The following is an 18,552-nucleotide window of genomic DNA, read 5'->3' as shown; positions in this document are numbered from 1 at the left end:
AAAGATCATTCAGAACAAGGCGATGACTTCAGTGTGCGGATCGTCACCATGAGTCCCGAGCCTGCATCCCGTTCATGCCCAGCAGACCCGCCTTCCAGGACTCGGAGGCCACATGAACCACGCGAAAACCGCTCGATTGCGATTCAACCGTAGCCGTCGCTGGTCGACACCTTGCCGCGAAAGACCCAGTACGACCACGCCGTGTAGCCCAGGATGATCGGCAGCAACGGCAAGGTGCCAATCAGTAGAAAAGCCTGACTTCGAGGATTTGCGGCGGCCTGCCACAAGGTGATTTCGTGCGGGACCACATACGGGAACAAGCTCACGGTTAGCCCGGCGTAACATAGGGCGAAAATACCCATCGCGGCCACGAACGGCCCCGCTTGCGAGTGCCCGCGCCGCAAGGCCGCATCCGCCGCCCAAAACAAAGCCAGCGTCGCCAACGGCAAGGGCGCCAGCCACAGCCAATGTTCCGCGTCGAACCACCGCGCGTAAATGCGCGGGTGCGCGAACGGCGAATACAAGCTGACGACGACGATGAAGAGCCCAGTGATGGCCAGTGCTCGCCGCGCCTGACGGCGTGCCCAAACTTGCAGGTCGCCTTCGGTTTTCAACACCAGCCAAGTCGCTCCGAGCAATGCATAGCCCGCCGCCACCCCCAAGCCCGTGAACAACGCGAACGGATGCACCCAGTCCCAACTCGTACCGGCGAACTGGCCGTTCGCGATCCGAAATCCATTGATGTAGTTACCGAGAATGATGCCCTGCGCGAACGCGGCTGCGAACGAGCCCCCGAAAAAACGCCGCCGACCAGACCGCGCGTTTGTGCGGGGCCTTGAGACGGAACTCGAAGGCCACACCGCGACAGATCAACCCCAGCAGCATGAGCAATATCGGGAAATACAAGGCGGGCATCAGGATCGAGAACGCGCGCGGGAACGCCGCCAGCAATCCCGCTCCCCCCATGACGAGCCAGGTTTCGTTGCCGTCCCAGATCGGCGCCACCGAAGCCATCATCAGGGTGCGGTCCCGCTCCGAGGGAGCCAGCGGATAGAGAATGCCCACGCCGAGATCGAAGCCGTCGAGCAGGACGTACATGAAAATCGCGAGCGCCATGATCGCGATCCAAACCGGCACCAGATCAATGGCCATGACGAACCTCGCTTTCCAAGGGGATGGATGATGCCGACAATGGCCGGGTGGGCCGCGCGGTGACGTCGGGTAGCGGTTCGGCGTCAGGACCCTGCTGGATCAGTCGCAGCAGATAGTATCCAGCCGCCGCGTACACCGTGAGATAGACAACCTGATAAAACAACAGCGACAGAAACACGTCCAAACCGGTCAGGGTTGGGCTCACGCTCTCGGCGGTGCGTAGCAAACCGTAGACGGTCCAGGGTTGCCGACCCATCTCCGTGACGACCCAACCCGCCAGCACGGCGATAAAGCCGCTGGGACCCATCCATTGCGCGATTCGCAAAAAGCGTGGCGAATGTTCCAATTTGCCGCGCCAGGCCAGCCATGCCCCCCACCAGGCGACCAGCAGCATCAGCATGCCGATGCCCACCATCACCCGAAACGCGAAAAAGACCGGCAATACCGGCGGCTGGTCTTCGCGCGCAAATGCCTTGAGGCCAGTCACTTGGCCATCCCGGGAATGAGTCAGATACAGGCTGGCCAATTGCGGCACCGCGACTTCGAAACGATTGGCCTGCGCGTCCTGATCGGGAATCGCGAACAGCACCGACGGCGCGGGCGCGCTGGTCTCCCACAAACCCTCCATCGCCGCGATCTTGGCCGGCTGGTGTTGCAAGGTATTCAAACCGTGCGCGTCGCCGAGCAGGATTTGCAGCGGCATCATCACCGCGAGGAAAAACACCGTCATGCGCGCCATCAACAGGGCGGTTTCCCGATGACGCCCGCGCGCCAGGTAATACGCCGACACACCCAACACCACAAAGCCCGTGGTGTTGTAGAACGCGCTCACCGTATGCGCCAGCCGGTAGGGAAACGAAGGATTGAAGAGGATGGCGCTGAAACTCGACGGCATGAAGCGGCCCCCTTCCATCACGAAACCGGCGGGCGTTTGCAACCAGCTATTGAAGGCCAAGATCCAGAACGACGAAAACAACGTACCGACCGCCACCAGAACCGCCGCGCCGAAATGTGCCCACTGCGGCACCCGGCCTCGTCCGAACAGCAGCACGCCCAGGAAGGTCGCTTCCAGAAAGAACGCCGTCAATCCTTCGTAAGCCAGCAGTGGACCGACGACGTTCGCTACTTGGTCGGAGAGGCGTGCCCAGTTGGTACCGAACTGGAACGGCATCACGATCCCCGAAACCACACCCATGCCGAAAGCAACCGCGAAAATACGCAATAAAAAACTTGGACGCCCGCAGATAACGCGCGTCGCCCCGCGCCAGATACAAACCTTCGAGCACGGCGATATAGCTCGCCAACCCGACCGTGAAGGCCGGAAAGATGATGTGGGATGCGATGACGAAGGCAAATTGCAATCGCGACAGAATCAGTGGATTGCCGAACATGGCGGAACTCCAGATCTAGGCTGCGGATAAGCGTATTGCACTATTCGATCCAGCGCCCGGCCAGTGCCGACGATCACACCCGCTGGTGATTCCGGTCACGACTCGGGTTCTTCGGTCGGCGCGCGCAAACCGTAAATCGAGCGCGGATGCAGACGCTGGGAAACCAAGGTCGTCACCACGCAAGCCGGCAGGAATACGACGAGCAAGCTGTATTGGCCGGTCATTTCAGCCACCATCAACGCGGCCATCACGGGCGCGTGCGTGGTGCCGGCCAGCAAGGTGGCCATCCCCAACACCGCATACACCGGCTCGGCCGCCCCGGTGTAACCGAGCGCGGCTAGCGCGGCCGAGAGCAGCGCGCCGAAAGCGGCGCCGACAAACAGCGTCGGCGTGAACACGCCGCCTGGCGCTCCCGATCCGGTGGTCGCCGCCACCGCCAGCAGCTTGAAAGCCAGCACCAACGCCACGGTTTGCCAAGGCCACAGCCCGTCGATCTGCTGGCGGACGCCGCTATCGCCGTTACCCCAGACTTCCGGTCGCCACAACGACAGTACTCCGACCACCAGACCGCCCAGCACCAACGGCAAGGGTAAGGGTAAGGCGAGCTTGGTAAACGACCGCGCGCCAGTTCCAGCCAATACAGCAAGGCAGCGCCCGCGATTCCGCTGATCGGCGCGAACGCCAGCATGACCATGGCTTGCGACGCTCCAAGCGTGGGAACGGTTGCCATGGGAAATCGGATACCGGGACCAACCAGCGCGATGGTGATGCCGTGCGACACCACCGCCGCCACCACGACCGGCCCGAGCTGCGCCAATACCAGCGATCCCAGCAAGATTTCGGCGACGAAAACCGCCCCGGCCAGCGGCGTGTGATAGGCTGCCGCCAGTCCCGCCGCCGCCCCGCAGCTCACCATCAGCCGCAGTTCCAATGTCTCGCCGGCCAGCCGGCCGATCCAGGATGCGGCCATGGCGGAAAACAGAATCATGGCGCCCTCGCGACCCACGGCGCCGCCGGTGCTGACCACCACCAGCGAAGCCAGGATCTTGAGCACGCCGCCGCGCAGGTCGAGCCGGCCGTTGCCAATGGCGACCGCTTCGATGTAATCGCCTCTGAAGCGAGAGAGCTTGGTCGAATGCGCGCCCTCGGCCAACCACAACAACATCCCCACGGCCGGCCCGCCGATCGCTGGCACCAGCAAGCGAATCTCAGGTTCCAGTTCGCGGGCGGCTGGCACCAGATGCCCGTCATGCGCGCCGACCAAGCCCATTTCCAGCGCGAACAGGACCGTGCGGAACGCTTCCACGGCCAGCGCGCCCAACACGCCCACCCCCCATGGCGACCAGGAGATTGCGCCAAGGACTATCCAACGCGAACAACACGCGCCGGACGTCTCGTAAGGCAGTACGAGAGATCACAGCGATTCAGAAACCCGTTGACCACCACCGGCGCCGCGCGATGCGCGGGGTCGGTAGGTCTCCACCGAACGGGTCACCACCATCCGCTGGGATTTCATCGTCGCGGGCGTTTATTTGGCGTCGCCCTTCCAGTGGAAATACACATCGCGACCGGTGTCGCCGTCCAGCGTGACTTCCCGCGTTTCGGACCGGCCCCTGAACTGAGCCGTGTTCCGGTACTTGCCAGCCGGCAGCATGGCATAGGTCATTGAACCGGCATCGCTGAGTTGCAAGTAGGGCATGCAGCGCGCATCAATCTCACGTCGTTTCTCCCGTGCGGTTCGATGGACGGTGGATCGCGCGGCGCCTCGCTGACTCCGCGATCCGCGCAACCCGCTGACCGACACTGTAGGAGAGCCGCCCCGTCCTCCCCAGTACCGCCGGTCACGCATGGGACAGGTCATTCGTCACGGTTTTTCGAGCGCGCGAAAGGACTCCGCTCCGCCTTATGCCTCGAACTCCAGAACGAGGCAGGTGCCGGCTCCGGGTTGGCTACGCGGTTCGAAGCGTGCCCGGATCAGTTCCGCCTGCTCGCGAATGCCGCGCAGGCCGTAGTGGCCGGGACATGGCGTCGCCGGATCGAAGCCGACGCCGTCGTCGGCGACTTCGATGCGCACGCGGGTCGAATCGTCGGGACTCCAGCGCGGCGATTCGGCGGATTGGGATTCGGTCCACCGTAAGGCAACGCGCACCGTTTGGGCGTTGGCGTGTCGTTCGACGTTGTTCAACGCTTCCTCGACGATGCGAAATACCGTTTCCGCTCGTTCGTCGGCCATGCCGGCGGCTTGGGTATCGGCGTCCAGCACGGCATCGACACCCGAGCGCTCCTCGAAGCGGCTCAGCAGTTCCTGCAAGGCCGCGCCGAGACCCGCATCGCACACATCGTTATGGCGCATTTGGGTGATCGCGGCCCGCGCCTCGGCCAAACCGGTGGCGGCCACTTCCTCGGCTCGCGCCAGTTCCGCGTCCAATTCGGCGGGATCAAGGCGGTCGCGGAGTTTGCGAATCAGCCGAATCTGCGTCAGCAAAGCCATCAGCGAATGCGCCAACGTATCATGGAGCGTGCGCGCCAAACGCAGCCGCTCACGCGTGATCGCGGCATGGCGCGCTTCCTTGGCCATTCGTTCGATACGCGCGGTCCGCTCGGCCACGCGGGCGTCCAGCTCGGCATTCAGGGTCGCCAGCGTCTGCTTTTCTTGCTGGAGGTGTCCCACTAAATTGGAGAGGGTGGCCCCGATACGGCCGATTTCGTCGGCTCCGACGGGAACCGATAGGTTTTTTCGCAGGCCCTGGCGAACCCTTTGCGCCTGATCGGCCAGCACGGTCAGACGGAGAGTCAACGCGCGAGTGACGAAGACGGCGGCGATCGCCGAAGCCAGGCCCGCCAAAAACACCACCAGAAATACCGCTTGGCGAGTCGTTCGGGCGTGTGCCAGCGCGGTGTCGGCATCCTGGCGCAGGATCACGGTCCAATCCACTCCTTCTTTCTGTTCGGTGGGCACGACGTGCCGACCGACCATGTAAGCCCCGTTTTCGCTGAGATCGGTATTCGCCGCCAGCGCGCGACCGAGCCAGTTGCGCGGGCCAATCAACACCAGGTTATCCTCGACGGTCAGCAACAGCTCCAGCGGGCGGTCGGTTTCCAGCCCGCGCAACAAGCCATCCTGGTGGCGTTCGACCCAAGTCCAGGAAAGGCGTGCGCCGAGGACGCCGACCAGGCGCCCCGAAGGTTGCGAAATCGGCACGGCGAGCACGAATCCCGGGGTCTGGCTGGTTGGGGTGGAAGACGGCGAACCCTCACCCTCAACCAAGGGAATGTGACGGGCATCGCCAACGAACGAATGCCGTCGTCCTTCCTGAAACCAGGGTTGCGCGGCAACATTCTCGCCGTGGTGGCCGCCACCGGTGGCGGCCACCACCCGGCCGTGCTCATCCGCCACCCCGAGCCAGGTGAACTCGGGAAATTGTGCCTGCACGGCTTCGATATGGTGGCGGAGCGCATCGGTCCCCCGATCGCCAGAAGCGGCGATCTGAGCGGCGGTCGCCTGGAGGATGGATCGCCGCGTTTCCAGGCCCATGTCGAGCGCATGGCGGATTTGGGTGGCGAACTGGGTCAGCAAGCGTTCGGCATCGGCGCGGGCGCGGTGTTCGGCTTTCTTGGCGGCCAGATTCGCTCCCACCAGCGCCGCCAACAGGATGATGGCGAATACTGACCAGCCGATAGCGGCGGCGAGCCGCAATCTCGGGTCGAACCGCTGTAGGATGCTCACGAGTGTTTCCTCGGCGTCCATCGATCCGGGTCGGGTGAAATCGTGACCACGGATATGCCTTTCGTTACTGTGAGGGTTAAGGGGACATTGGCTAAAATCGCCATCACGATCCTTTTCTCCGTGCTGATTTTGCCCTGAAAACCCGACGACTCGGGTCATGACAGGCGTTCGACCATGATAGACGAACTGATTCAGACGATGGCTTGCGCCGCGAGTCCGCCGCCGGAGCAAGCCATCGCCACCGGGGTAAGACGAATGACCGTGACCGCAAATAACGCCGATCCTACTCTTCTACGGCTGCTGATCGTGGACGATCAGCCACTGATTCGTCGCGGGTTGGCGATGATGCTCGCAACCGAACCTGACATCGAAATCGTGGGTCAGGCGGCCGATGGTTTCGAAGCCATCGAACAAGCCTTGGCCACTAGGCCGGATGTTGTGGTGATGGACTTACAGATGCCCCGCGTCAGCGGGATCGTGGCCACCCGCGAGATTACGGCGAAATTGCCCGGGACCCGAGTGGTGGTGCTGACCACTTACGATTACGACGAGTTGGTGTTTGAGGCCATTTGCGCGGGCGCGCAGGCTTATTTGCTGAAGGATGCGTCCGAGGCGGATGTATTGGAGACGCTGCGAGCGATGCAGCGCGGCGAATCGCGCCTGTCGCCGGCCATCGCCGGCAAGGTATTGGAGCAATTTCGAGCTTGTGCCCGCCGCGTTTCGCAAGCTGACACCCATCCCATGCCCATCGCCAGCCCCAAGGAAGACGTGGGCGCCCATTCTTCGCCACTCGTGACGCCGCCGCCCGCGCCGAAATCGACAGCCTCGAATTTGTTCGATGAGCCGTTGACCGACAAGGAAGAGCGCATCCTCGATTTACTCGCTCACGGTAACAGCAACAAGCAAATTGCCGCCACGGTGTTCTTGGCCGAGGGTACGGTCAAAAATTACGTGAGCCGAATCATGGATAAGCTGCACGCGCGCAACCGCATCGAACTGGCGATGCGCGCCGTCAAGCGACACAGATGAAGATTGAAGCTCTTGCGCCATGGAGATGCCCGTCAGGCAATGCGGCGACTGGGTTGGCGACCTCGGCACGGCAGCTTTGTCGACGCAGCGGCAACCGACTTTGAAACCTGGCGGGTTTATCAGAACTACCGCCAGCAAAGCGTGTAGCAGTCGAATCACTTCATCTTGAGGCTGACGCGGCCATCACGCCTTCGGCGCGAGGGGCACCACGGCGCAAGTGACACTCCATCCCGCACGAGGTTATCCCGCTCCCAGTTTTTCCTCGGCGAACAGCGCCGCGCCGATCATGCCGGCCAGATTGAGAAAGCGGGCGGGCACGACAGGTGCCTGCACAGTAATCCTCGGGGCAAACTTATGCAGCTTTTTGCTGGCGCCGCCACCGAGCACGATCAGGTCCGGCCAGAACAATTTTTCCATGGTCACCAAGTAACGGTTGAGTCGATCGCCCCAGTCTTTCCATTTGAGCTGCTGGGTGTCGCGCACAGCTTCCGAAGCATAGCGTTCGGCCACCAAGCCGTTATCGAGCATGATATGGCCCAACTCAGTATTCGGCAGCAGATGGCCGTCGCTGAACAAGGCCGTTCCAAGACCGGTACCAATCGTGACAACCAGCACTACCCCGGCCGTATCCTTGGCGGCGCCGAACCGCATCTCGGCCAATCCGGCAACGTCGGCATCGTTTGCGACTTGGACCGGGCAACCGGTTTGCCTCGAAAAGTAATCGGCCACCGGCAATCCGATAAAAGCAGGGTCGATGTTAGCCGCGGTACGGGCAACGCCGTGCTGGATCGCGGCTGGAAATCCGATACCGATGGGTCCGGACCAATGATGTTGATCGATGAGCGCTTGGACTGTGATGCCAACAGCTTCGGGGGTCGCCGGACGGGGCGACTCGATACGAATTCGCTCGCTCAGCAATTCCCCGGTCGTGGTCTCGATCACGGCGCCCTTGATCCCCGCCCCGCCCACGTCGATACCCAGGATTTTCATAATGATTCCCCTTAACTTCCGGTTTCGCTCTTTCAGTTCACCTCGGCTTCCTCAACCGCACGCTGACGATGCAAGTCCACCGTGATCGTGGGCAGCGCCGCGCCATACTCGATCGAATCAAGGCCGTATCTTATGCAGTCTGCTTTCCCCTCCCCTACCGTCGGGCTGGTCCACACATTGGTCCCATGCCCGAGACCTCACAATCTCGGGCATGGGACTACGAGGGCAGTATACGTCCATCGCGTGTTCTGGTCGGTTTCAGTGGCTTCAACCGCGCGTAACAAATCGTTAGGAATCCATGGGCATGTCCCGAACGACACCGAAGCGGTCAGGCGTTGTTGGCGCTTGGCACGATGGCGACCGTTATTCAACGATGTCGCCTGTCGGGTCAACTCGATTCACCGGCCAGCGGTGCCGATGGCCTCCTCCGCCCACCTTTTCCGGGGAGAACGCGAAAATGCAGCTAAAATGGCGGCAACCGATCCCGACGGAAAACGCAGCGCGAAGGTGGGAACCATGCTGGCGAAGCTCAAGAATTACGGCCCGCTGATCAATCTGATACCCAATACCGCCATCCAATTTCTGGATTTCGGTTTCAATCTCAACGAAACCCGGGTGTCGCGGGCGTTTCTGACCGAAGCCGGCGCCGACGGCCGCCCGCTGCTGACCGCGCTGTATGCCGACGATGCCAGCGGCCAGTTCGTCACCCAAGACGGCCGGACCGCCCAACCGGAACAAGTCTTTTCCTTCAACGCTGCCAAGCCGCCGCGCTGTTCGACGGCGTCTGGCTGCCGCTGCCGTTCCCGCGCATCCGCGAGCCCCACCCCGACGGTCACCATCTGTTCGACAAGGGACCGGTCAACTGGGCGCGGGCGCGGCTGCTGGAGCTGCCGACCCCCGACGCCGACGGCAATACCCATCGCGTCACCCTGGCGTTCGATACCCAGTTACTGCCGACCCGCGAAGGCCGGCCCTATCTCGCTCCCAGTCCGCTGGACATGCAGTCCGGCGAGGAATTCGCCCTGAGCGACGCCGAGGCCGACACCGGCTGGTTTCTGGAACAGGAATGGGTGCGCGAATGGCTGCATCAGCGGTTTTACGCCTACGAGCGGCGCCGCCGCGCCCCGCGCCGGGTGGACGAAACCGAGTTGCGCGCTAGCCCGGACGCGCCGGCCGCCTGGCTCACCGTGCTGACCTTGCTGCAACGAGCGGTGCGGCCGCCACGGCTGCGCTTCACCTTCGTGGACAGCGAGCCGACCGCCCGGCTCAACCGGCCGGTGGACGTGGATCTGGTGCTGGATATCGGCAATTCCCGCACCTGCGGCATGCTGATGGAAAGCAGCGGCGACGATCCGGTGGACATGAACGACAGCTACCGCCTGGAATTGCGCGACCTGAGCCAACCGGAGCAGGTCTACGACGAACCGTTCCCCAGTCGGGTCGAATTTGTGCGCGGCGGGTTCGGCGACGAAAAGCTGTCGCGGCGCAGCGGGCGCAGCGCCTTCCTCTGGCCGACGGTGACGCGGGTTGGCTTCGAGGCGCAGGCGCTGTCCTATTTCAGCCACGGCACCGAAGGCAACACCGGCCTGTCCAGCCCCAAGCGCTATCTGTGGGACACCGACCCCCGCCATCACGCCTGGCGCTTCAACCCCGGACCGGACGGAGTCGGCGGCGACAGCGGCCCGGTCACCACCGGCCCGTTCGTCGGCCAATTGCGCGAGGACGGCGAGGAACTGACGCCCGGCGAGCCGCCGGCGGTGACCGCCTTATTCTCGCGCGGCGCGCTGATGAGCTTTTTCGTGGCCGAGGTGCTGCTGCAAGCCTTCGTGCAGATCAACTCGCCTGGCCGCCGCTACGAACGGGCCTATTCCGACGCCCCGCGCCGTCTGCGACGGGCGATCCTGACCCTGCCCACCGCCATGCCGCTGGCCGAACGCAAGCTATTCGCCCGCCGGGTCAATACGGCGATCCGCTTGACCTGGCGGGCATTGGGATTGGAAGAGGATCAAGCGCCGGAACCGTTCCTGCAATGGGACGAGGCGACCGGCACCCAGATCGTGTTCCTCTACAACGAGATCAAGCACAATTTCCAGGGCGACGCCGCGCTGTTCTTCCAGGTGTTCGGGCGGGTGCGGGAAAGCTATGGCGAGGCGCCCTGCCTGCGGCTGGCCAGCATCGACATCGGCGGTGGCACTACCGACCTCATCATCACCACCTACCAGTTGGAAGGTGGCACGGCGGTCAAGCCCACCCAGGAGTTTCGCGAGGGCTTCAACATCGCCGGCGACGACGTGTTGTGCGGACTGATCGAGCGCAACGTGCTGCCGGCGCTGCTGGAGGCGATTCGCCACAGCGGCGCGGCCAACCCCGAGGAACTGCTGGCGCGGCTGCTGGGCGCCAATCGCGGCGATCAGGCCGAGCGTGACCGCACCCTGCGCCGCCAGTTCGCCAATCAGGTCGCGTTGCCCTTGGCGCTGGAACTGCTGCACCGCTACGAAAATACCGATCTCAGCACCAGCAACGAAGCGTTGACCCTGAAACTGGCCGACGTCTACCCGCCGGGCGGCGGACCGCACGAACAGGTGGTGGCGTTTCTGGAGGAAGCGGTGCGCGCCGCCGGCGGTCAAAACTTCCAATTGGCCGAAGTGGCGATCGCCACCACCATGCTGGCGCTAGACACCACCGTGCGCCGCATTCTCGGTCAGGTGCTCAGCGATCTGTGCGAAGTGGTCCATCTGTACGATTGCGACTACCTGCTGATTTCCGGGCGACCCTGCCGGCTGCCGGCGGTGCGGGCGGCGATTCTGGCCAAGCTGCCGGCGCCGCCGGACCGCATCGTCAGCCTGCACGCCTACCGGGTTGGTGACTGGTATCCGTTCCGCTCGGTCGGCGGTCGACTGACCGACCCCAAAACCACGGCGGCGGTCGGGGCCATGGTGTGCGCGCTGTCGGAAGGACAGTTGTACAAGTTCAATCTGCGCAGCCGCGATCTGGGCATGAAGTCCACCGCCCGCTTCATCGGTGTGTTGGAGCAGACCGGTCGGCTCAAGCAGGAGAACGTGCTGTTCGCCAATCTGGAGCTGGAGGATCGCAAGACCCGGCTACCGGAAGCGACCTTCGATTTCTACGCGCCGGTGTTCCTGGGGTTTCGGCAACTGAACGTCGAGCGCTGGCCGGCTTCTCCCCTGTACCGGATCACCTTCGCCCACCCGCAGGATGCCCGCTCCAAGGCGCTGCCGCTCAAGGTGACGCTGGAACGCTCCACCGACGAGAACGTCGATCTGGATTTCAAGGTGCTCGACGTGAGCGACGCCGCCGGCAACCAGCAACCGAGCGGCGTGGTGCTGTTGAAACTGCAAACCCTCAAGGACGAATACGGCTACTGGCTGGATACCGGCATCTTCTCGATTTCCGCGCGGACCGGCGACGCGCCGCGTCATTGATCGCTCGCTCCATCACCCCCCGGAGTCACGACCCTCGTGAGTGCAATCCCCCCGCATCCCAGCCTGCAAAAACTGGCCGCCGCGAACCGCCGCCGCCTGCGTTTGCTGGGTTTGTTGTTCTTCATGGTCATGGCCGGCGTTCTGGTATTCATGATGACCGTCGCCCTGACCCACCGCGATATGGTCAACCTGCTGATTTTTGCGGTTGCGGGTCTGGTGATGTTACCGACCATGGCGCTGGTGGGTGGTTTGCTGTGGCATCTGGAACGCCGGCAAACGCGGCGCCTGAGCGCGGCCGACCGGGTACTGCGGGAAAGTGCGCCGATGAACGCCCGGCTGGCGCCGACCGGCTTGGCCAACCGTGTCGGGACACTGGTGGCGGTGCAGCCCGAAACACGAACCAGACCACCGTCGATCGGGCCGATTTTTGCGCTACTCGACCCGGTCCAACGTTGGGATCGCGCGTCGCGGCCCGAACTGACGGTCCAGTTGTATTGCGCCCAGTTGGAGCCTGGTCAGGAACTGGTCGCGCTTCAAGACAATGGCGACACCTTGCTGGGCAAGCTGGTCGCTCTGGACAGCTACCGTCGCCAGACGACATGGATGACGGCGGCGGCATTGGGCCTGATCGTACTCGGAATGGTGGTGCTGGCGGTGCTGGCGGCCGGCGACTATCGGGAATATCAACGGCTCGACCAGGCCCGGCGATTCGCCGTGGCCAGCGAAAACTGGCCGCCAACGACGGGTACGGTGCGCGACGCTTCGGTGGTCACCCTGCGGATTCCCCGGGGAAAGACTTCGGTGACCGGCTATCGGGCGCGAATCGAGTTCGAGTACGTGGTGGCGGGAACCGCCTATCGCGGCGACCACCTGAGTTTCTGTCAGCCGCCCAGCCTGGAAAAGCAAGCGGCGGAAACGCGGCTGACCCCGTATCCGACCGGAACGCGGATCGAGGTCCGTTACGATCCGACCGATCCGACCCGCGGCGTGCTGGAACCCGGTCGCGCCGAGGCGTGCGAACCGCTGTTGGCAGCGGCGTGGCGAGAGATGCTGCTGTCGCTCGGGTTGCTCGGGTTGCTGGCGCTGATCGGCGTGGCGGCGGTTTGGGAGTTCCTCAGGCAACGACGGGCGTTTCGCGTCTGGGCGACCTCTGCCGAATAACCGGCCGTCAACCCTGAAAATCACACTGAAATAACTTAGAATGCTTTGTATTCATTAACTTGGGTTGAGACAAATCCGTATGCAACATGGAACTCAACCAGGTCTTCTCGGCCGAAATTCGACGCTCGCACCGCATCGCCTGAGCCTCGCCTTCAAATTCCCGCTGTTCGTGCTGGCGCTGTTGCTCGCAGTCATCTGGGGGTTGGCTCTTTTTGCCGATTATTCCCTTAAACATCATCTGGAACACCTCCTGGCTGCCCATCAGCTTGCGGCCGTTTCGGTGATCGGGGAAAGCCTTGACCAGGAAATCCATCTTCGCCTTCAGTCGATCAACGATCTGGCTCAAGCAGCCGGTAAACGAGATCCCTATGCTTCGCCGGCGCAACTGAAGGCCTTTCTGCAAGACCACCCAGCCATCGCCGCGCTGTTCAACGGCGGTCTGCTCGCGCTCGATGCCGGCGGCGTCGTATTGGCCGACGCGCCGGTCGTGCCCGGCCGGGTCGGCCGGAGCCTCGCCGACCGCAACGATGTCGCCACCGTGCTGGCACGGGGCGAACCGGTCGTCAGCACGCTGCTGACGGGCACACCCTCCATGCGTCCGTCGGTGACCGTCGCCGCGCCGGTCGTGGCGACCTCCGGGCAAACGGTGGGGATATTGATGGGCATCACCAACCTTGATGTCGCCAGCTTCATCAGCCGGATTATCGGGATCTACGGCGGCAAGCACGGCAGCATTCTGATCATCGATCCCAAAAACAGGCGATTCGTGGCGGCGACTGACCCGACCCGCGTTCTCCAACCGATCCCCGCGCCCGGCATCAACCGGATGCATGATCGCCATATGGCGGGCCATGAAGATTCCGGCATCGCGGTCAGCTCCCGGGGTGTCGAGGAACTCTCCTCCAGTCGCCGCATTCCCACGACCGGCTGGTTGGCCGTGGGAGTACTGCCGACCGCCGAAGCGTTCGCACCGGTGCGGACCATTCAAAACACCATCCTGGGCGCGGCGCTGATCCTGTCCTTGGCCGTGCCGCTGCTGGCCGTGTGGGTAACCGGCCGATGGCTGAAACCGCTGCGGGACGCCACCGCCGCGCTGGGCGAGATGACTCGCGGCGAACGCCCCCTGGAACCGCTGCCGGTGCGGACACGCAACGAAATCGGCCAGCTCATCGACAGCTTCAACCAGCTTCAGGCCCGGCTTCGCACGCACGAGGATTTATTGCGCGCACACCATGCCCGCCTGCAAATCGCACTGGACGCCGCCCGGATGCGGTTCTTCGAGTGGTCGGTCACGGAGGAGGAACCGGTTGCCACCGATCTACTAGCGCTGATGTGCCGGGAGGATAGCGAGCGAGTGACGAGAATCATCAAGCAGGCGGGCACGGCGCGCGGACGGTTCTTGGCCGAGTTTCGCAGCCCCGACTCGGATGATGGCGGCACGGTGTGGTACATGGTACGCGGGCAAGCGTTTCAGCAAGATGCCGGGGTCGGCATCATCGCCATTGTCTGGGATATCACCGAATTCAAGTCGGCGGAACTGGCGCTCTACGAAAATGAAGAACGATTCGAGGCTATCGTCGATTCGCTCAACGATGCCGTATTCCTCCAGGACGGCCAAACCGGAGAGATCCTGTATGCCAACAGCGGCGCGAGCGACATGTTCGGCCATGGCCGAAGCGCTTTTCGGTGTCTGAGCTTTAGCGCCCTTTGCACGGAGGACGAACCCACCCAGCATGAGGTACGCGACCGGCTAGTGCGCGCCTTCGAACACAACGAGCCGCAGTGCTTCGAATGCCGTGCCCAAGACACCGGCGGTTGCCAGTTCTGGATCGAGACCAGCGTCCACGCCGCCCAGATTGGCAATGCGCGGCGCTTGGTGATGGTGGCACGCGATATCGACGACCGTAAGACGGCCGCGCAATCCCTACTGGGCAGTGAACAGCGCTATCGCATGTTGCTGGATTTAACACCGGACGCCATTTTTGTGCATCGCGACGGCGTCATGACGATGGCCAATCGTTCCGCGCTACGCCTGTTAGGTGCCGAAGGCGGACAACTACCGTTGGGCTTACCGTGGACGGAGTGGATTCACCCCGATTATCACGAGGCGGTGGCGCAACGCTTGCGGACGTTACGGAGCTCCGACCAACCGATCACATTGCCCCTCATGGAGCAACGCTATCTGCGGGTGGACGGTTCCCCGATCGAGGTCGAGGTGATGTCAAGCAGCATCATGCTGGCCGAAGGGCGGGTGGTGCTATCGGTCGTCCGCGACATTACCCAACGCAAGCAGGATGAAGCGCGCCTCAAATCCCTACTGGCGCAACAGGAAGCCATTCTCGACAACGCCCTGGTCGGCATCGTGCTGCTCAGGCAGCGCGTGATCATCCAGTGCAATCGCCGTTTCGAGGAGCTGTTCGGCTACGCGGAAGGCGAAATGATCGGCCATTCGACTCGAATCCTGTATCCGACCGAAGAGGATTTCCGGGCGACCGGCGAACGCGCCTACAGTGCCCTGGCGCATGGCGAGACTTATGTGGAGGAACTGTGGCTGAAACGCAAGGACAGCGGCCTGTTCTGGGGTTGCCTGAGCGGCCGGGCGCTGGATTCGAGCCAACCCCAGGAAGGGAGTGTCTGGATCTACAGCGACCTGACCGCGCAAAAGCAAGGACGCGAGCGGCTGCGGCTGGTGACGAGCGTGTTCGAAAGCGCCGCCGAGGGGATCGTGATCACCGATCCCGATCAAGTCATTTTGGCGATCAATCCGGCGTTCAGCGAGATCACCGGTTATTCCGCCGAGGAAGCGCTCGGTCAGAAACCCAATCTCATCCAGTCCGGCCGGCACGACGCGGCGTTTTTCCAAGAGATATGGCAGGCACTCGAACAGGAGGGTAAATGGCACGGCGAGATCTGGAATCGCCGCAAGAACGGCGAGGTATACCCTGAACTGCTCTCCATCAGCGCGGTGAAGGACCAGGCCGGTTGCGTCACCCACTATGTCGGCGTTTTCACCGACATCACGGCAATCAAGGACTTCGAGCGGCAACTCATTTTCCTCGCCCATCACGATCCGTTGACCGAACTACCGAACCGGATCCTGTTCAACGACCGCCTGACTCAGGGCATTCTGCACGCGGCCCGCCACAATACCCGCCTGGCCGTGCTGTTCATCGATCTGGACCACTTCAAGAATATCAACGATACCTTGGGCCATCAGCTTGGCGATCAACTACTGAAAATGGTGGCCGAGGAATTACGTAAGACGATTCGCGCCTGCGACACGCTGGCACGGCTGGGCGGCGATGAGTTCATCCTGCTGATCGAGGATCTCGGCGGCAATCAGGATGCCACCATGGTGGCTTGCAAGCTGTTGGCCGTCTTCGAAAAAGCGTTTTTCCTCGCGGAACACGAAATCCATATCTCCGCCAGCATTGGCATCAGCTATTACCCAGCCGACGGCCAGGATTGCGACGAGTTGGTGAAAAACGCCGACGCCGCCATGTATGAAGCCAAGGCCAAGGGCCGGAATAACTACCACCGGTACGCCAAGGAAATGACCGCTCACGCTCTCGACCGCTTGCATCTGGAAGCGATGCTGCGGCGTTCGGTGAAAAACGACGAGTTGCTCGTCCATTTTCAACCGCAGGTGGACATGGCCCACGGCACATTGATCGGCGCCGAAGCGCTGGTCCGCTGGAACCACCCAATACTGGGCCTGATTCCGCCCGGAAAATTCATTCCCCTCGCCGAGGAAACCGGCTTCATCGTCACGCTGGGAGAGTGGGTGCTGCGGAAATCCTGCGCGAAACTGCAAGCGTGGCACGCGGCCGGTTATCGCATCGACAGCATTTCCGTCAATTTTTCGATCCGGCAATTCGAATGCGGTGATATGACCGGTCTGATCGAGGCGGTCCTCGCCGAAAACGGATTGCCGCCCGAATGTCTGGAAATGGAAATTACCGAGTCGTTCATCATCAAGGCCGAGGATGCGTTTCGTTTTCTCGAAGATCTCCGTGCTCTCGGCGTCCATTTGGCGGTGGACGATTTCGGTACCGGCTATTCCTCGCTGATGTATCTGAAGCGTCTACCGATTCAACGACTCAAAATCGATCGATCCTTCGTGGCGGACATCGGCCGTGACGCCAACAACGAAGCCATCATCCGCGCCATCATCATGCTGGCCAAGAACCTGGGGCTATCGGTGATCGCCGAGGGCGTCGAAACCGAAGCGCAGGCGGCTTTCCTGCTGCGCGAGGGCTGTTCCCACGCTCAGGGCTATTATTTCGGCCGGCCGTTGCCGGAAGACGAGTTCGTCGCGCGCTGGTTGTCCGTTTGAACTCTCATCAACCGCGGCACCATGGCCGATTCCGGGAACCGGATACTTTTCGAATCCGTTGCCGGGTAATAACGGCATCGGCATTGGCGTCGATGATGGCTGGAAGTGTTGGGTGTCACCATAGTTTCCACCACGCTTTGATTTGCGACGAAGATGATTGGGTTTTGAATACTTCGAAACTGTCATTTCCGAGTCCATCATCGTCGTCGTGCTTGAATCCGACCATGCTTTTTGCCGTTTGCAATGGTATGTCGAAAAAGGCATCGACGTCAGTATGGTTGCCGCCGGCTTGTTCTTGCATCTCCGCGCACTGTCTTTGGATTGTGGCGTAGCCATCTGGCAAAGCACCAAAGCTGCTGAGGTGGTCGATGCTTTCTTGCGCGTCGTGTTCGATGCGCCAAATTTGCTGGCCGTCGCGCCAGAACTCCGAAGTGCTTACCATCACATGCTCTTCCACAGAGCAGGCAACAAGATCACAGTTGCTTGACAGTGCAGACAGCGACCTTGGTTTTATGAATTTGTGCTCGCATCGATTGAACACCAAAAGAAACCATCCGCTCGGCAATGTACGGCCCGTATATGGTTCCTGTCCATAATCGGCCATTACCCCTGTACGCAAAAGCCCAAGCTTTTGAAGCAAGATCTCGGGAGCTTTCCTTTTTACCGTGACCCAGGATATCGAGTAGCCCATGATGATGACACCCATACCACCTCATGATCGCAGGCACTTCGTGACAAAAACATCAACTCCACATCATCCATTTTCTTTGAGTCCCTCGTAGAAACCATATCATTCCGTTCTAACATGCTGGTACGAGATTAAGTGCCGCTATGGATTTTTGCACATCTTCAGGCCAAATCCACAAGCGATAGGGTTCCGGTATAGCCATATACTCTTCAGGCCCCAACAATTTTCGGTCACGCATGTCCGCACAATATCTTGATCTCCAGCCAAGTTGTTGTGCATAGCTCAGTGAGTCTCCACCGATCAGTTTCTTAGTGATATCGTACAGTTTTTTCGCACATACGATATTCATAACCAGGCATGGACAATGGATTCTGATATTGCCCTCTTTTTTTGCTCCATGGCATCAACCTATCCATTACACAGATCTTGATAGCGAGGGTAGCGGCCTCCATTTTGAGGGAGCGAACAAGCGGCACAAGGTGAAGAATCATGGAGACGGTGGAGGTGGGTTGGGCGGCGGCGGAACGTGGGGGGAGCGGGATTTGGGTGATGCCCGGTTGGAATCGACGACTGGTGCGGGTGGCGGAACGGTTAGGGGCGCAACCGAATGCCAGCATTCCGGTCGCCTGCAATGC

General features: G+C 61.8%; 10 protein-coding genes and 3 pseudogenes. 5 read left to right on the top strand and 8 right to left on the bottom strand.

All coding sequences use genetic code 11. The features are described from left to right. Window positions 1-143: 143 nt before the first annotated feature. The 6 genes and pseudogenes from cydB to E4P82_RS23005 form a co-directional block, all read right to left on the bottom strand. A pseudogene (gene cydB / locus E4P82_RS00780) lies at window positions 144-1,152 on the bottom strand (cytochrome d ubiquinol oxidase subunit II). Next, complete coding sequence (locus E4P82_RS00775; protein ID WP_312913709.1) at window positions 1,142-2,347, bottom strand: cytochrome ubiquinol oxidase subunit I; 1,206 nt, start codon at window positions 2,345-2,347, stop codon at window positions 1,142-1,144. The pseudogene cydB and the gene E4P82_RS00775 overlap by 11 nt, the downstream one beginning before the upstream one ends. A gap of 94 nt (window positions 2,348-2,441) precedes the next feature. After that, window positions 2,442-2,543, bottom strand: a pseudogene (locus E4P82_RS23010) (cytochrome ubiquinol oxidase subunit I); the annotation flags it as partial. Window positions 2,544-2,638: 95 nt separating this feature from the next. Continuing rightward, a pseudogene (locus tag E4P82_RS00765) lies at window positions 2,639-3,708 on the bottom strand (chloride channel protein). 363 nt (window positions 3,709-4,071) lie between these two features. Next, window positions 4,072-4,242, bottom strand: coding sequence for a hypothetical protein (locus E4P82_RS00760; RefSeq protein ID WP_169247121.1), 171 nt, complete (start codon window positions 4,240-4,242; stop codon window positions 4,072-4,074). A gap of 204 nt (window positions 4,243-4,446) precedes the next feature. Further along, a complete protein-coding gene (locus E4P82_RS23005) occupies window positions 4,447-6,270 on the bottom strand; it encodes a histidine kinase (protein WP_169247120.1) in 1,824 nt (607 codons plus the stop codon). 174 nt (window positions 6,271-6,444) lie between these two features. Between E4P82_RS23005 and E4P82_RS00750 the strand changes: the two genes are divergently transcribed. Continuing rightward, the gene (locus E4P82_RS00750; protein WP_246327268.1) at window positions 6,445-7,299 is read left to right on the top strand and encodes a response regulator transcription factor; all 855 of its coding nucleotides are present in this window, start codon (window positions 6,445-6,447) and stop codon (window positions 7,297-7,299) included. 240 nt (window positions 7,300-7,539) lie between these two features. On the opposite strand, the gene ppgK is transcribed toward E4P82_RS00750, so the two are convergent. Next, complete coding sequence (ppgK, locus tag E4P82_RS00745; protein WP_169247119.1) at window positions 7,540-8,289, bottom strand: polyphosphate--glucose phosphotransferase; 750 nt, start codon at window positions 8,287-8,289, stop codon at window positions 7,540-7,542. Window positions 8,290-8,867: 578 nt separating this feature from the next. Here ppgK and E4P82_RS00740 point away from each other — a divergent pair. The 3 genes from E4P82_RS00740 (at window position 8,868) to E4P82_RS00730 (ending at window position 17,229) form a co-directional block, all read left to right on the top strand. Next, a complete protein-coding gene (locus E4P82_RS00740; protein ID WP_169247141.1) occupies window positions 8,868-11,732 on the top strand; it encodes a virulence factor SrfB in 2,865 nt (954 codons plus the stop codon). A gap of 36 nt (window positions 11,733-11,768) precedes the next feature. Then, window positions 11,769-12,893: a DUF3592 domain-containing protein gene (locus tag E4P82_RS22995; protein WP_169247118.1), complete on the top strand. Its 1,125-nt coding sequence runs from the start codon at window positions 11,769-11,771 to the stop codon at window positions 12,891-12,893. Window positions 12,894-12,972: 79 nt separating this feature from the next. Beyond that, window positions 12,973-17,229, top strand: coding sequence for a PAS domain S-box protein (locus E4P82_RS00730; protein WP_169247117.1), 4,257 nt, complete (start codon window positions 12,973-12,975; stop codon window positions 17,227-17,229). 115 nt (window positions 17,230-17,344) lie between these two features. Here E4P82_RS00730 and E4P82_RS00725 read toward each other — a convergent pair whose 3' ends face one another. Then, on the bottom strand, window positions 17,345-17,935 hold the full coding sequence (locus E4P82_RS00725) for a hypothetical protein (RefSeq protein ID WP_169247116.1): 591 nt from the start codon (window positions 17,933-17,935) through the stop codon (window positions 17,345-17,347). Between the two features lie 471 nt (window positions 17,936-18,406). Here E4P82_RS00725 and E4P82_RS23435 point away from each other — a divergent pair. Continuing rightward, window positions 18,407-18,552: transposase DNA-binding-containing protein (locus E4P82_RS23435; RefSeq protein WP_169247115.1), on the top strand; the 146-nt coding region annotated here is incomplete at its 3' end.

The organism is Candidatus Competibacter phosphatis, from assembly GCF_012939995.1.
GTDB classification, from domain to species: domain Bacteria; phylum Pseudomonadota; class Gammaproteobacteria; order Competibacterales; family Competibacteraceae; genus Competibacter; species Competibacter phosphatis.
This window is presented reverse-complemented; position numbering and strand designations above follow the sequence as displayed.